General features: G+C 63.8%; 11 protein-coding genes. 4 read left to right on the top strand and 7 right to left on the bottom strand.

The features are described from left to right. Nucleotides 1-87: 87 nt before the first annotated feature. Entirely contained in the window at nucleotides 88-1,809 is a 1,722-nt protein-coding gene (locus tag BUS12_RS01765) for an FAD-dependent oxidoreductase (RefSeq protein ID WP_074293957.1), read from the top strand. 120 nt (nucleotides 1,810-1,929) lie between these two features. After that, the gene (locus BUS12_RS01760; protein WP_074293956.1) at nucleotides 1,930-3,153 is read left to right on the top strand and encodes a winged helix-turn-helix domain-containing protein; all 1,224 of its coding nucleotides are present in this window, start codon (nucleotides 1,930-1,932) and stop codon (nucleotides 3,151-3,153) included. A gap of 15 nt (nucleotides 3,154-3,168) precedes the next feature. On the opposite strand, the gene BUS12_RS01755 is transcribed toward BUS12_RS01760, so the two are convergent. The 3 genes from BUS12_RS01755 to BUS12_RS01745 all read right to left on the bottom strand — a co-directional run bounded on the left by BUS12_RS01755 (nucleotide 3,169) and on the right by BUS12_RS01745 (nucleotide 6,796). Further along, on the bottom strand, nucleotides 3,169-3,426 hold the full coding sequence (locus BUS12_RS01755) for a hypothetical protein (protein WP_074293955.1): 258 nt from the start codon (nucleotides 3,424-3,426) through the stop codon (nucleotides 3,169-3,171). A gap of 105 nt (nucleotides 3,427-3,531) precedes the next feature. Continuing rightward, nucleotides 3,532-5,724 (bottom strand): NHL repeat-containing protein, encoded by a 2,193-nt coding sequence (locus tag BUS12_RS01750; RefSeq protein ID WP_074293954.1) that lies wholly within the window; start codon nucleotides 5,722-5,724, stop codon nucleotides 3,532-3,534. A 202-nt stretch (nucleotides 5,725-5,926) separates the two neighbouring features. Further along, complete coding sequence (locus tag BUS12_RS01745; protein ID WP_074296983.1) at nucleotides 5,927-6,796, bottom strand: LysR family transcriptional regulator; 870 nt, start codon at nucleotides 6,794-6,796, stop codon at nucleotides 5,927-5,929. A gap of 109 nt (nucleotides 6,797-6,905) precedes the next feature. On the opposite strand from BUS12_RS01745, the gene BUS12_RS01740 reads away from it, so the two are divergent. Continuing rightward, nucleotides 6,906-8,336 (top strand): MFS transporter, encoded by a 1,431-nt coding sequence (locus tag BUS12_RS01740; RefSeq protein ID WP_074293953.1) that lies wholly within the window; start codon nucleotides 6,906-6,908, stop codon nucleotides 8,334-8,336. A 148-nt stretch (nucleotides 8,337-8,484) separates the two neighbouring features. On the opposite strand, the gene BUS12_RS01735 is transcribed toward BUS12_RS01740, so the two are convergent. Then, on the bottom strand, nucleotides 8,485-9,381 hold the full coding sequence (locus tag BUS12_RS01735) for a DMT family transporter (protein ID WP_074296981.1): 897 nt from the start codon (nucleotides 9,379-9,381) through the stop codon (nucleotides 8,485-8,487). A gap of 163 nt (nucleotides 9,382-9,544) precedes the next feature. Between BUS12_RS01735 and BUS12_RS01730 the strand changes: the two genes are divergently transcribed. Then, the gene (locus BUS12_RS01730) at nucleotides 9,545-10,468 is read left to right on the top strand and encodes a helix-turn-helix domain-containing protein (RefSeq protein WP_074293952.1); all 924 of its coding nucleotides are present in this window, start codon (nucleotides 9,545-9,547) and stop codon (nucleotides 10,466-10,468) included. A gap of 6 nt (nucleotides 10,469-10,474) precedes the next feature. Here BUS12_RS01730 and BUS12_RS01725 read toward each other — a convergent pair whose 3' ends face one another. From BUS12_RS01725 to BUS12_RS01715, 3 genes are read right to left on the bottom strand one after another with little or no spacing between them, the layout of a single operon-like run. Continuing rightward, on the bottom strand, nucleotides 10,475-13,519 hold the full coding sequence (locus BUS12_RS01725; RefSeq protein ID WP_074293951.1) for an FAD-binding and (Fe-S)-binding domain-containing protein: 3,045 nt from the start codon (nucleotides 13,517-13,519) through the stop codon (nucleotides 10,475-10,477). 21 nt (nucleotides 13,520-13,540) lie between these two features. Further along, nucleotides 13,541-14,305, bottom strand: coding sequence for a 2-keto-4-pentenoate hydratase (locus tag BUS12_RS01720; RefSeq protein WP_074293950.1), 765 nt, complete (start codon nucleotides 14,303-14,305; stop codon nucleotides 13,541-13,543). A gap of 50 nt (nucleotides 14,306-14,355) precedes the next feature. Then, nucleotides 14,356-15,642, bottom strand: a complete 1,287-nt coding sequence (locus tag BUS12_RS01715; RefSeq protein WP_074293949.1) for an MFS transporter — start codon at nucleotides 15,640-15,642, stop codon at nucleotides 14,356-14,358. Nucleotides 15,643-15,644: the final 2 nt, after the last annotated feature.

Genomic DNA, 15,644 nt, shown 5'->3' with positions numbered 1-15,644 from the left:
CGGTTGCCCGTTTGCCTGGCGTCTGCCCTCGTCGCCGAACCCTATGCTGGACCATAAGCTGGACCATAAAACAGAAGGAGCGGTTTGATGGTTGAGATTCAAGAAGCCGAAGTGCAACAACAACAAGCTGTGGTTGCCGACGCGCCGTTCTCTTCGCTGGCGACACGGGAACATCAGATGTTCCCCGAACTGACCTGGGAAGAAATCAACCGGCTGCGCAAATTCGGCGAAGTGCAACACTGGGAACCCGGTCAATTGCTGTTCGAAACCGGTCATATCGGGCCGGGCATGTTCGTGACGCTGGCAGGACGCGTCAAGGTTTTCCAACGCGATGGACTGGGACGCGAGCGCCTCATTTCCGAGCGTGGTCCCAAGCAGTTCCTAGCCGAAGTCGGTCAACTGTCCGGGCGTGTCTGTCTCGTCAGCGGGATGGCGCTTGAACCCGTCGAGGCGCTGCTGATTCCCCCCATCCGGCTACGCGCGTTGATCGTGGCGGAAGCGGAACTGGGCGAGCGCATCATGCGTGCGCTGATCCTGCGGCGCGTCTCGCTGATCGAAAAGGGCGCGGGCGGCCCGATCCTGGTAGGCAAGAGCAACGACGCACGGCTCGTCTCGCTGCAAGGCTTTTTGTCGCGCAACGGTCACCCGCATTCGGTGATCGACGAACGCAACGACGACGCGCTCAGCCTGATCGAACAGTTCGGCGCGCAGCCTGACGATCTGCCGCTCGTGATCTGTCCGGACGGTTCCGTGCTGCGTCATCCGAGCGATCCGCAACTCGCGACCTGCCTCGGCATGCTGCCCGAACTCGATGCGTCGTTGATCTACGACGTCGCCATCGTCGGCGCCGGCCCGGCGGGACTCGCGACCGCGGTTTACGCGGCCTCGGAAGGCCTCTCGGTGATCGTGCTCGACAGCCGCGCGCCAGGCGGCCAGGCGGGCGCCAGTTCGCGCATCGAGAACTATCTGGGCTTTCCCACCGGCATCAGCGGTCAGGCGCTGGCCGGCCGCGCGTTTGTGCAGGCGCAGAAGTTCGGCGCACACGTGGCCATTCCGGTCAGGGTCAAATCCCTGCATTGCGAGGAGTCGCCACATCGCCTCGAACTCAAGTGCGGCGGCAGCGTGAAAGCGCGCACCATCGTGATTGCGAGCGGCGCCGTGTACCGGCGGCCCGCCATCGAGGGTCTCGAGCGTTTCGATGGACGCGGCGTCTACTACTGGGCCTCGCCTGTCGAAGCCAAGCTCTGCAAGCGCGAAGAGATCGTGCTGGTGGGCGGCGGCAATTCCGCCGGTCAGGCCATCGTCTATCTCGCCACGCACGCGGCGAAAGTGCATGTGCTGATCCGGCGCAGCGGCTTCGAAGCGACCATGTCGCGCTATCTGATCGACCGGATCCGCTCGTTGCCGAATGTGTTCGTGCATCCGCATACGGAGATCGGGCGGCTCGATGCGGATGAGGTCGGTCTCGCGTCGGTGGTGTTGAAGGCGCCGTTGGCGGACGGCACGGACCGTTTCGACACGCGTCATCTGTTTCTCTTCACCGGCGCGGATCCGAACACCGAGTGGCTGCAAACCTGCGGTGTGCAACTCGACCCGAAAGGCTTCGTGCTGACCGGCGAAAAAGGCCTGAACTCCACCTGCGATCTCGGCACCACGGTTGATGGCGTGTTCGCGATCGGCGATGCGCGCGCGGGCTCGACGAAGCGCGTGGCAGCGGCAGTGGGCGAAGGGGCTGCCGTGGTCTCGCAGATCCATCAGATGCTGGCCATCGCCGCGGGAGAGCCGGAGGCCGTGGCACTGGGCGCATGACGCCTGGCGCATTCGCGCTAAAGTAGCGGTTGTCCGGCCGGGCGGCGCCTCTTCGGGGTCCGCCCAGGCGCCAGTTCGTCAGCGCCGCTGCGCCGCTCCCTCCACTCAGCGATCGACCGCGTGAAGACTCTCCCGTTATCCGCCGCCCGCACCCTCCATCTGGCCGCGCAAGGTTTGTTGACCCCGCCGCGCCGCAAAGCCACCAAAGCCGACGTCCTCGACGCAATTCGCCGCATGGCGCAGTTGCAGATCGACACGATTCACGTCGTCGCACGCAGCCCTTACCTCGTGCTGTTCAGCCGCCTCGGCGCCTACACGCCGCAGTGGCTCGACGAGCATCTCGCCGAAGGCCAGCTCTTCGAATACTGGTCGCACGAGGCCTGCTTCGTGCCGATCGAAGACTACGGCCTGCTGCGTCACCGCATGCTCGACCCCAGCGGTATGGGCTGGAAATACGCGGCGGAGTGGCACAAGAAATACCGCAAGGAAATCGCGCGCCTGCTCGAACAGATCCGCGCAAACGGACCGGTCCGCTCGGCGGATTTTGTCCGTGAGGCGGGCAAGAGTAACGGCTGGTGGGACTGGAAGCCGGAGAAGCGCCACCTCGAAGTGCTGTTCGCCATCGGTCAATTGATGGTGGCCGAGCGGCGCAATTTTCATCGTGTCTACGATCTGACCGAACGGGTGCTGCCGGGCTGGAACGATCAGCGCGATCTGCAGCCGGCAGAGGCGGTTGCGCAGGAAGTGCTGCGGCGCAGTTGCCGCGCCCTGGGCGTCGCGCGCGCCGATTGGGTCGCCGATTACTACCGCCTGCCGCGCCGGCCCTATGTCGATGCGCTGCACGCACTGGCCGACGAAGGCGAGTTGATCCCGGTTCGCGTCGATGGCTGGAAGCAGGACACCTACGTGCATCATGAGTTTGCACCGCTGATCGACGATGCCATCAACGGCAAACTGACCTCGACCGTGACGACCTTGCTGTCGCCGTTCGACCCGGTCGTGTGGGACCGCAAGCGCGCCGCCGCGCTGTTCGACTTCGACTATGCAATCGAATGCTATACGCCGGCGGCCAAACGCAAGTACGGCTATTTCGTGCTGCCGATCCTGAGCCGCGGCAAGCTGGTAGGCCGCGCCGATGCGAAGGCGCACCGGACGAGCGGCATCTTCGAACTGAAGGCGGTTCATCTGGAACCGGGAGTGCGCGTCAGCGGCCGTCTCGCCGCGGACCTTCAGCGCGCGTTCCAGCGCTGTGCGGACTGGCATGGCACGCCGAACGTGCAGATCACGTCGGCGCCGGAGGCTCTGCTGGAAGCGCTAGCCGCGCAAGAAAGCGCGGAAGCGTGAATCTCCAGATCAATTTCAGTGTTCGAGCTTGATCCGTAATTCGCGGGCGGTTTCCAGCAAGCCTTCATAGCCGGAACGGGCGTGCTCCGGTAGATCCGGATCGCCCACCAGCGTGCCCAGCGTTTCGATCAGGCTATACAACAGCCCTTTGGCCGCGCCCGATGCAATGCCGCCCGAACTCACCAACTGGTCGACGTGGCTGATGGCTGCGTCAAGGTGTTCGAGATCGGGCCTTTCGCCCGTTTCCTGCTTTTGCGAAACATCACGCGTCATGATGGACCATCTCTCCATGTGTGGCAGGGGTGAATGAATCTCTAATGTTGTTATATACCGATCGCGATCGGTCGTCCATTCGTCCATTCGCCGCACACGAAGCCGTTAAGACGCAGGCGTCCACCGGTACAGCAGGATCTTGGCGCGGGCATCGTCCTCCACCAGCACGTCGTACTCGCCGTTGTCGCGCTCCACTGCGTTGATGCCGAGTTCCACGTCGACCCAACCGCTCGTGTTACCCACACTCGCGCCGGGCGTCATATAGCCGACTGCCTGACCCGAGCGCGCATCGTACACATCGATTTTCTGCGTGAACAACTCGGCCACGAAAATGTAATTGCCCGCCACCGCGACACCCACCGTGGTCACCTGCGGATCGCTTTGCGTATTCCACGGCAGTGCAACGGTGTAGACCAACGACGGGTTGCCGCTGCTCCAGTTGTCATAGCGCGCGAGCAATGGGCCGGCTTCTTTCCAGAGCGTCGAATTCCATGGGTTCGCACTCGTGAAGCCCGTCACGTACATCGTATCGGTCTGCGCTACGTAGACAACCCGTCCGAGTCGGGTGAACTGCGACGGCATTGCGAACGTCTTCGCGCCGGTGTACTGATAGATCGGATTGCCGAACGAATCGAGCCCCTGCAAAGGCATCTCGCGGATACCGCTCACGGGCGTCGCGAGCCAGACGTTGCTGGCGCTGTCCACCCACCAGAAGCCATCGCCGACGGTGCTGCCCGTGGACGGGTTGCTGGTGATCTCGTTCGCATCGACCACGCCGTCGCCATTGCTGTCGCGCCACATCCACTCGCCGGAGGTCGGCTGTCCGGCCGGCCAGGTGCCCGGAATCGGATTCTCGGCCAGCAGGCCAGAGGGAATCGCGACTTCGCCATGGGCCGTGTCGAACCGATACACGCTCAGATAGTGCGAGTACGGGTCAAGCGTGTACAGATACGGCTGGCCGTTGATCCGCCGCATCATCGGCTCGCCGCGCACGTTGCGAGTGAGATAGAAGGAGGGGTCGTCGGGGTAAGCGAAACGGTTCAGCGTAAAGCCGGCATACGACCACTCTTTGCCGGTGGGTTGGCTGTAATCGAGCGTGAAGCGTTTCGAGCCGCTATACACGCTAGTGGGATTGGCCGGGTCGAAGTCGCCGCTGTCGACAAAGGTCAGCCCGTACAAACGCCAGTTCAGTTGCTGCGACGCGAATCCATAACTCTCGAGCACCGCGCCCTCGCCAACCGTCGCCGAGCCGAGGGGCCGCGGCCCCTCGTTGTTCTGCCCCACATACAGATTGCCGCTCTGATCGAAACCGATGCCGGTGATGCCGTTAAAGCGCCAGTTCCCAGGCGTGCCTTCGACCGTATGGAAGAGGCCGTTGCGCGTGCCGAGCGCAGTGTCGAGTTGCGTCTGGCCGCCGGTGAGCTTGTCGAACACGAGAATCTGCTGCGAGGGGCCATTGTCCGCCACGAGAATCTGTCCTGACGGTGCGATCGCAAGGGCGGTGGGGATCGTGCCCGCCGGCAGCGGCAAGGTGCCCGCCAGCAGAGTGCCGGTGTTCGAGTAGTGCACGACACTCGCGCCGCTCGCCGAATCGAAACCGCTGATGACCCACAACGTCGTGTCGGTATCGATCACGATGCGGCCCGGCGCCGTCACGCTCCATGAGCGCAACTGCCGCATGGTTTGTGCGTCGAGCACGACAATCCGGTTGCCGTAGGTATCGGCCACGTACACTTCGCTGTCGGTGGCGGCGAGTCCGCGAATGCCCGCGTCGACGCCGGCGGTTACCGCCTCGACGCGCAGGAAACTGTCTTTGGTTGCGTTAGCGCTGTTGCCGATGCCGGATGCAAACGGCGCACCGGTGGCGATGTTCGACAACAGGCGCCGCGTGAGACCGAACCACGTCTGGTTTTGCGGCGGATAGTCCGCGCCGACCAGCGCGTTGCTCTCATTGCCGATGGACATCGCCGCGTACAGATACGTGCTGTTGGTGGCCACTGCATCGCCACCGGCCGCGCCCCAACCGTGCGTATTGCCGGCTACGGCAAGTTTATTGCCGTTCTGATAGGACGCGATTTCGCTGCCGCTTTCATCCCACGGCGAATTGGTATAAACAGTGCCATTCGGCGCGACATTGATGGATTGAATATCCTGCTGCATCCAATTGCCGTCACCGAATCCAAAGCTATTGCCAATCCAGGAGGTAGTGTAGGTCAGTTGCGATTGAGCAAGCGCGGCACAGGGCACGATGCTCTGTAAAGCGAGCAGTGCTGCGCCAAAGCGGGAGGAGAGTTTCACGATCGTTTCCTTGCGAGGGGCGATTTATCCTCGCATACTTTTTGTGGAAATTAATCGATAAAAAATCTCTTTGATAAATTATCAAAAATCATAATGCAATCCGCATTGCCAAATTTGAAATGGCGGCCTCTTTTGCCGATATATATTTTCAAATATTACGCATTGGGCAAAGTTTTCCGCGCGACGGCGCAACCATGCCGCGCTAGACCGCAGTCGCGAATGCTTCCACTACGGCCGTGACCAGCACCTGCATGCGCGCGGTTTTATACAGATCGGCGTGGGCCACCAGCCATACGTCGAAATGGTTGTAGCGATGCGGCATGACGCGCACCAGTTCGGGTTCGTCCTCGGCGCGAAAGCAGGCCAACTCCGCAATGCCCATTCCAGCGATGGTCGCCTCGAACAGCATCGCCGTCGACGAGGTCTGAAACACCGCCCGGCCGCGCGAAGTCGGCTCGCCGCACAACGCGCTCCACATGGAGGGCACAACCGGCTGCTGATACATCACCAGGTCGTGGCCCTCGAACGCCTCGCCTTCACGCGGCTCGCCACGCGCCGCGACATAGTCACGCGACGCATATAAGCGCGATTCCAGTTGCGCGAGCTTTCGCGCGATCAGGTCCGGCGAATCGGGACGTAGCGTGCGAATGGCGAGATCCGCCTCGCGCCGCGTCAGGTTGGCGATCTGCGCCGAAGTCACGCAGACGATCTCGATGCCCGGATGCGCGCGGCGCACCTTGGCGATGGCCGGCACCACGAAACGCTTGCCGAGCGAGTCCGTCGTCGCGACGCGAATCGTTCCGGCCAACTGATCGTCGAGACCGGCGATGCGCCGTTCGATCAGCAGGGCCGCCTGCTCCATCGACTCAGCGGGCCCAAGCAAGGCCTCGCCCGCCGGCGTCAGGACGAACAGCGCCGGCGTGCGCAAAAACAGCGTCGCCGCCAGTGTCTCTTCGAGCGCCGCGATGCGGCGGCCGACCGTGGCCTGGTCGACGTTCAGTTGCACCGCCGCGCCGCGCAACGTGCCCGTGCGCGCGACGGCGAGAAAGAAGCGGGCGTTGTCCCAGTTCATCATCGAAGGCGTCCTCCGTACTGCAATTCTGCATCATACCGATGCGTATTCATGGCTTTGTTGCAGCGCCCGCGCCGTCTAGACTTCGGCGATGACCCCGGAGCCGCACATGACCGAATGCGCTGTCGAGACGCTTGCCCCCGCCACCCTGATGGCGTCGAAACCCACCACCCGCCCGCGCCTGACGCTGGCGCTGGTGGCGAGCGGCATGTTCATGGCGGTGCTCGACACGACTATCGTCAATGTCGCGCTGCCCGCGATGCATGCCACGCTCGGAGCATCGGTGGGCGGCCTCGCCTGGATCGTCGATGCGTACACGCTCAGTTTCGCCGCCCTGATTCTGGCAGGCGGCGTCGCCTCCGATCGCTTCGGCGCGAAGGCTGTGTATCTGTGCGGGCTGGCGTTGTTCGTGGCGGCGTCGGCAGCCTGTGGGCTCGCGCCGAATGTCGGCGCGCTGGTCGTGGCGCGCTTCGTCCAGGGCACAGGTGCGGCGTTGTTCCTGCCGGCCTCGCTGGCGATTGTCCGCAGCACCTTCGACGACCCTGTCGAACGGGCGCGGGCCATTGCGGTATGGGCCACGATTGCGTCCGTGGCGGCGTCGGTCGGGCCGGTGCTTGGCGGCATCCTTGTGCAAGGGTATGGCTGGCGCAGCGCCTTTCTGATCAACGTGCCGACGGGGATTGTCGGTTTCGGCGGAGCGTGGCTGGTGGTGCGTCACAGCCTGCGCAGCGGTGCGCGCCGCTTCGACTGGGCCGGTCAACTGGCAACCATCGTCGCGCTGGGCTCGCTGTGCTATGCGGCAATCGAACTGCCGTCGCGCGGCATCGCGGCGCGTGAGGTGTGGGGCGCCGCGCTAATCGCCGTGCTGGCGACGCTGACGCTGATTGCGGTCGAGCGGCGCACGCACGATCCAATGGTGCCGCCGCAGTGGTTTCGCAACCGTCTGTTCGTCGCGATGAATCTGGCAGGGACCTCGGTGTACGTCGGCTATTTCGGCTTGCTGTTCGTGCTGAGCCTTTACCTGCACGGCGAGATGGGCATGAATGCACGTCAGACCGGTCTTACGCTGCTGCCGATCGCTGCTAGCCTGTCTCTGGGTAATTTGCTGTCGGGCAAGTTGCATGGCCGCTTCAACGCAACGCAACTGATGGCGAGCGGGCTTGGCTTTGCCGCCGTCGCTGTTCCGCTGATGGCCGCGAGCCTGGAGATGCGCGCGCCGTGGGTGCTGACGTATGCGGCGATGATCGTGTTCGGCTGCGGCACCGCGCTCTCGGTAGCGCCGATGATCTCGACGGTGCTGGAACAGGTGCCCGGCGAGCTGGCTGGGGTGGCCGCGGGTCTGCTGAACGCCTTGCGTCAGGCGGGCAGTCTGTTCGGCGTGGCGATTGCCGGCGCCGCGACGATTCTCGCACCGCGGGTGTCGATCGCGCTGTGGTGGGTCGGCGGTGTAGGCTTTGTGATGTACGCAGCCGCTGCGCTGATGTCGGCGTTTGCGCCGAGATGGCGCGAGGGTGAGGGCCACGGTGTGCACGCTCGCTAGGCTCAGCGAATTCAGCGTTCCCGTAAGTTCTCACCTTCTGCGGTTCTACGGGAAACACTGCACCGGATCAGTTCCCGGAAAGCCTCACCTCAAAGACTTGCCGGTGTGCAACGCGCCTGGCAGACCCTCACCGCCGAGCGGCGCTGAATCAGGCCGTCGCGCGCCGCGCGAAGAACCGCCGCGTCAGATCGAATGCCACCAGATTGCCGGCCACCACCAGCACCAGGCCGACGGCGGCCAGTGCGGTCCAGTGATAGCCCTCGTAGACGGTCGATACCGCCAGCGCCACGATCGGAAACAGCACGGTACAGTAGGCGGCGCGCTCCGGGCCCATCCGCCCGACCAGCATCAGATAGGCCGTAAAGCCGACCACCGAACCGAACACGGCCAGATAAGCCAGCGCGCCGAGATAGCGCGCATCGGGCTCGACAGCAAACGACAAGCCCGCCAACGCGCTGCCCACCGTCAGGATGCTGGCGCCGATCAGCATGGCCCAGCTATTGGTGACGAGCGGGTGCAGGCCCATCGACTGCATCCGGCTCGACAGCAGGCTGCCGGTGGAAAAGCACAGCGTGCCGAGAAACGCGATCGCGAGGCCGAGCCAGGCGGTGCGGTCGCCGAGATGTCCGGCCATCTGCGGCACGAACAGGCACAGGATGCCGATCAGCCCGAGCATCGCCCCCACGATAACCGTGGGTTGCAGCGGACGGCCCATGAACAGCCGGCCGTTGATCGAGTTCAGGAGCGGCGCGATCGAGAAGATCACCGCGACCAGACCGCTCGGCACGATCTGCTCGGCGTAGTAGAAGCACAGGAAATTGCAGCAGAACAGCGCCAGCCCCTGTGCCACCAGATACCGCCATGCGGCGCGCGGCGGCCAGATGGGCCGGCGCAGGATGCGCAGCACTGCGAACAGGATGAGCGCGGCGAGCGCAAAGCGCCAGGCGATCGACACCGGCGGCGGCACCACGCCGAGCTGCCACTTGATGGCAATCCAGGTCGTGCCCCAGATCAGGACGGTTATCGCGTAGAGAAGCAGGTTCATGGCAAGGCTGGCGGAAAAGAGGTTCGGGGATTCGATCATCCGACTGTGCGCCCGCGAACCGCCCGTCACTTGTCCAGGATTGCGCACATGTTGGCCGCGGCGAGCGGGGACGGCCACGCCCGCTCTATACTGCGAGCTATGCTATTCGCCACTCTCTCGCGCCGTGAACACCCACCTGCCTAGCGCCGCCACTGACCCCACCGAGACGCCATTTGGCCTCCAGTCGGTGTGTCACACGCTGCGCGACGCCAATGCGACGCTGCAGCGCTTCGCGTGGCTCGGCGACCATCTGGCAGTGGCCGAGTGGACCCGCGTGACCAAAGAGGACGAAACCGTCTACGACAACCCCGGCCATCACACGCTGTCGTGCTACCTCGACGGCGGCTACCGCACCGAGCGCCAGAAAATGCCGGGACTGTACGGCGCGCCGGCACGGCTTTGCGCGCTGCCCGGCGACCACGAATCGCGCTGGTGGGTGCGCGGCCAGATGCACTTCATGCACCTGTACTTTTTGCCGGAACATTTCACGCAGCGCGCCGTGCGCGAGCTTGACCGGGAACCGCGCGAAGTGACGCTGGCTGACCGCACCTATTTCGAAGACGCCCGCATTGCCACGCTGTGCCAGTCCTTGACCCACGAAAGCTGGGACGACGCCGATGGTCTGTTGCGAACCAACGAAACGGCCCACGAAGTCCTGAGCCTGCTGCTGCGCTCGCAAGGCGTGAGCCGCATGGGTGCGGAACTGAAGGGCGGGCTCTCGGTGGCGACACGCCGGCGGCTGCGCGATTACATCGACGAGCATTTGACCCAGCCGCTCACGCTCGGCAATCTGGCCGAGGTGGCGTGTCTGTCGGAGTACCACCTGGCCCGCATGTTCCGCACCTCGTTCGGCTTGCCGCCGGCTGCGTGGATCGCGCAGCAGCGCATCGAGCGGGCACGGGTGCTGTTGCGCACCACCACGCTGCCGATCACCCAGGTGGCGGCGCGCTGCGGTTACGCCAATGCGAGCCACTTCAGCCACCGCTTCCGCGAAGCGGTGGGTGTGGCGCCGGTGTTATACCGGCAAGCGGTGAGCGCAGCGGCGTAGGTCTGGTTACTTCAAGGCCATCGCCAGCACACGCGCCACATGCACCGCGTCGACGCCTGCACCATCGTGAATCTGATGCCGGCAACTGGTGCCGTCGGCCACCATCACCGTATCGGCGCCGATCTTGCGCACGGCAGGTAGCAACGACAACTCCGCCATCGCCTGCGAGGTTTCGTAATGCTCGGCCTCGTAGCCGAAACTACCCGCCATCCCACAGCAGGATGATTCGACCGTCGACACCGTCAGCTCCGGAATCCATTTCAGCACGGTTTGCACCGGCGTGAAGGCGTCGAAGGCTTTCTGATGGCAATGGCCGTGCACCAGGGCGGTCGGTGTAGGCAACGGTTTGAGTTCCAGCGCCAGACGCCCGGCCTTCTGCTCGCGCACCAGAAATTCTTCGAACAGGAATGCCGACTTCGACAGCCGTTGTGCCTCTTCGCCGAAACCATAGTGGAGAAACTCGTCGCGTAGCGACAGCAGACACGACGGTTCGAGTCCGACAATCGGCACACCGCGTTCGACAAACGGCCGGAACGTGTCGAGCATGCGCCGCGCTTCCTGTTTCGCTTCGTCCACCAGACCCGCCGCGAGGAAAGTACGGCCGCAGCACACCGGCCGCTCTCCCTCGCGTGTGTTGAAGTGCACGGTATAACCGGCGGCCTCCAGCACTCGCTGCGCCGCTCGCGCATTCTCCGGCTCCATGTTGTTGTTGAACGTATCGACGAACAACAACACCTCTTTGACGACGCCGTCTGCATCTGAACGTGTCTTTGCCGCGGTGGCTCTTCCGCTGGCTACAGCACTTGCGAGGAACGATTTGCTGAAGCGCGGCAACGTGCGTTGCGGCGCAAAACCCACCGTCCGCTTGAACCACGTGGAGAGCACCGGCACGTTGTCGGCCAAAGCCATCAGGCCCGGCACCTTGCTGGCGAACGGCGCATAGCGCGGCATGAACGCCACCAGCCGGTCGCGCATGCTCAGACCGTGCCGCTTGACGCGCGCCGCCCGTGCTTCAATCTTGAACTTCGCCATATCGACACCGGTCGGGCAATCGCGCTTGCAGCCTTTGCACGACACGCACAGATCCAGCGTGTCTTTCACGTCGTCGCTCGCAAGCCCTGCCTCGCCGAGCTGCCCTGAAATAGCCAGCCGCAGCGTATTGGCGCGGCCGCGTGTGACGTGCTGCTCGTCCTTCGTCACGCGGTAGCTCGGGCACATCGTGCCCGCATCGAACTTGCGGCAATGGCCGTTGTTGTTGCACATCTCCACGGCCTTGGCGAGGCCGCCGGACAGATCGTTACCTGTCCCCGGCAAGCTCTCCTCGCCGGTGAGCGGATCGCGTTCGACATTCCATGCGGACCAGTCGAGCGCCGTCTCCACCGCGCGCTCCCGATAGCCCGGTGCGAAGCGGAAATTGCGCGTGTCGTCCATCTTCGGCGGCCGCACGATCTTGTCCGGATTGAAGCGGTTGTCCGGATCGAAGAGCGTCTTGATCTCGCTGAACGCCTGGTTCAGGCGCGGGCCGTATTGCCACGCCACCCATTCGCCGCGGCACAGTCCGTCGCCGTGCTCACCCGAATAGGCGCCTTTGTATTCCTGCACGAGCACGGCCGCTTCTTCCGCGATCGCGCGCATCTTGAGCGCGCCGTCGCGACGCATGTCCAGAATCGGCCGCACGTGCAGCGTGCCGACGCTCGCGTGCGCGTACCAGGTGCCTTCCGTGCCGTGACGGTGGAACACCTCGGTCAGCTTGCTGGTGTACTCGGCGAGGTGCTCGAGCGGCACCGCGCAATCTTCGATGAAGGACACCGGCTTGCCGTCGCCCTTCATGCTCATCATGATGTTCAGACCCGCCTTGCGGACCTCCCACAGCGCTTTCTGCTCGTTTGCGTCCGGCATCTGCACGACCGAATCGGGCAGGCCGAGGTCGGCCATCAGTTCGGTCAGTTGCTTGAGACCGGCGAGTTGCGCGTCACGGCTTTCGCCGGCGAATTCCACCAGCAGGATCGCTTCGGGACGGCCGACCAGCGCTTTCTCGATGACCGGGCGGAACGCCGGATTGCCGATCGCCAGATCAATCATCGTGCGGTCCACCAGTTCAACCGCCACGGGCTTCAACTTGACGATGTGCTGCGTCAGGTCCATCGCCTGCCAGAAGGTCGGGAAGTTGACCACGCCGAGCGTCTTGTGCGCGGGCAACGGCGCGAGCTTCAGCGTCAACTGCCGGCTGAACGTCAGCGTGCCCTCCGAGCCAACCAGCAGATGCGCGAGGTTGGCGATGCCATCGTCGGTGTAGGCGCGCGGATTCTGGCAATCGAACACGTCGAGGTTGTAGCCGGCCACGCGCCTCAGCACCTTGGGCACGCGCGCGACAATCTCGTCGCGTTCGCGCAGCGCGATGCGCTTCACGCCTTCGACGATCTCCTGCAGACGCGCCCCTTGCGGCACCTCGCGCAGCGATGCGAAGCGCGCCTCGCTGCCGTCGGCGAGGATCGCTTCGATGGCCTCGACGTTGTGCACCATGTTGCCGTACTCGATCGAGCGCGAGCCGCACGAGTTATTGCCGGCCATCCCGCCAATCGTGCATTGCGCCGCCGTCGATACATCCACCGGAAACCACAGCCCATGGGGCTTGAGCCAGGCATTCAGATGATCGAGCACGACGCCCGGTTCGACCGTCACGGTGCGCGCCTCGGCATCGAACGCGACGATATTGTTCAGCCACTTGCTGGTGTCGATCACCAGCGCTTCGCCCACCGTCTGTCCGCACTGGCTCGTGCCGGCGCCGCGCGCGAGCAACGGCACCTTCTCGCTGCGCGCGACTTCGAGCGCGATGCGCAGATCGTCCTGATCGTGCGGCACGACGACGCCGATCGGCGTGATCTGGTAGATCGACGCATCCGTGGCGTAACGGCCGCGGCTGGCTGCGTCGAACAGCACGTCGCCGCGCAAGGCTTCGCGCAGACGCTTCGCGAGCGGCGTCGTCAACCGCGCGCTGGACGGAACCAGGTGAATGGGTTTGACGAGTAAGGGGGAAGCGGCATTCGTCATATCGTCGGCCCGAAGAAATCTCTAGAAGAGCGTCACACTGACGGGCGCGAGCCCTTCAATGCGGCCGCTCGCCGTGCCTGCGCTCTGCGGGAAAAACATGCCCGTGTATGAACCGGCCGTGATCACCATGTCCGGCGTAACGGCCACACCGCGATGCACTGCACAGTGATTCACGAGCCACGGGAGCAGGCGGCGTGGATCGCCGGCAGGGTTCGCCGCGGCGGCGAGCACCACATCGCGCCCTTCGAAACTGAAGCGCAGCGACGGCGCGACAAATGGAAAGTCGTCACGATAAGGCGCGAATTCGCCAACGATGAGCGCACCGTTGTTTTGCAGATCGGCGAGTTGCGCGAGCTTGTCGATGTTCGGCCATGCGGCGTAGCGGCTCGCGACAATTTCAATCGTTGTGCCAAACGATCCGATACCCGCGAACACTTCGTCTTCGCTGTACGGTTCGCTTGCCGGTTCGAAGCGGCGGCCGAAGCGAAACGCAATCTCCAGTTCGAGCGCGAGCGGCGCAAACGCTTCACGCGAGAGTTTCGCGCCGTCGTCATACACATCGCCGGCCGGCAGCGGCGCACCTTGAATCGGGCCGGTCTCGGATTTCGCGCCGATTTTCCAGCCGCCGATCCGCGCGCCCGATGCACGCAGAATCTCGTGCTGAATCGCGTAGGCGGCGTCTGCGTCAACTGGGATCATTTCCGTCGGCACGCTGTCGAGCGTCAGGTGATGTGCGCGCGCATCGGCGAGACGCTGGCTCAAGGGGGAAATGTCGGTAGAGGTCATCGTTACGTCGTTACGGGTCAGAGATTAAAAACCGGGCGTGCTGCGCGCGCTCAGACTTTGAAGCCAGTTGCCGGCTGCGCGTCCGGTGTCGCGTTCGCTTCGAATTTGCTTTCCGGCTGCATGCGGAAGGCGAGTACCACGCCGATGCCCATCAGCAGCATGCTGCCGACGAACGGTAATTCCCAACTGCCGAAGCGGTCGATCAGAAAGCCGCCGGCTACCGGCGAGATGATGGCGGCCAGCGCCGAACCGGTGTTCATCATGCCGCTGGCGGTACCGGAGTATTCCGGCGCGATGTCCATCGGAATCGCCCACATCGGACCAATCGTCATTTCCGCAAAGAAGAAACCGGCGGACAGGCATGCCATTGAGATATAGAGGTTGTGCGCGAACATCAGCGGCACCAGCACGGCGAGCGTCAACAGCATGCAGATCGACACCATCCAGCTACGCGCACGTTTCAGGCTGCCGGTGCGGGTGAAGATCCTGTCTGTCACGATACCGCCGAGCGTATCGCCGAGTACGCCCGCGAAAAACACCGTCGAAGCAAAGATGGCCGACTTCTGCAGGTCGAGGTGATAGCTATGCAGAAAGTACTGCGGAATCCAGCTAAGAAAGAGCCACAGCGTCCAACCGTAGCAGAAGTAGACAATCGTGACCGGCGCCATGCGGCGAAACAGGGCTTTCCACGGTACGTTGGCGGCCTTCGGCTTGGGCTGCGGCAGGACCTCGAGTTCGTCAGCCGTGATGCGCGGATGGTCTTTCGGATGCTCCGTGAACGTGATTGCCCAGACGATCACCCACACGAGACTGAATATCCCGCAGATGTAGAACGATTCGCGCCAGCCCCAGGTGGCCATCACGAGGACGATCGCACCCGGCGCCACCGCATTGCCGATGCGCGAGGCCGCGTGTGTGATGCCTTGCGCAAAGCCGCGCTTTTCTTTGGCGACCCAGCGCGCCATCGCGGCTGTTGCGGCCGGAAACGTCGCCCCTTCGCCGAAACCCAGCAACAAGCGTGCGGCGAGCAGCGAAGTGAGGCCGCCGGCGAGGCCGGTCAGGATGGTGGCCAGCGCCCACACTGCGCCGCAGCAGATCAACGTGCGCCGCGCGCCGAACCGGTCGCTCACCCAGCCGCCGATGATCTGAAACACGAGGTACGGATACGCGAAGGCCGAGAAGACGAGGCCAATCTGAGTATGAGAAAGTTGGAACTCCTTACCGAAGCCGGCTGCTGCGGTACTGACGTTGACGCGGTCAAGGTAGGTAATGAAGTACATGATGCATAGCATCAATAAAACGATACTGCTCGCACTGGTCACACGAAACCGCTTCATCG

The sequence above is a fragment of the Paraburkholderia phenazinium genome (assembly GCF_900142845.1).
In the GTDB taxonomy this organism is placed as follows: domain Bacteria; phylum Pseudomonadota; class Gammaproteobacteria; order Burkholderiales; family Burkholderiaceae; genus Paraburkholderia; species Paraburkholderia phenazinium_A.
Note: the sequence above shows the minus strand (reverse complement) of the source record. Positions and strands in the feature narration are given on the sequence as shown.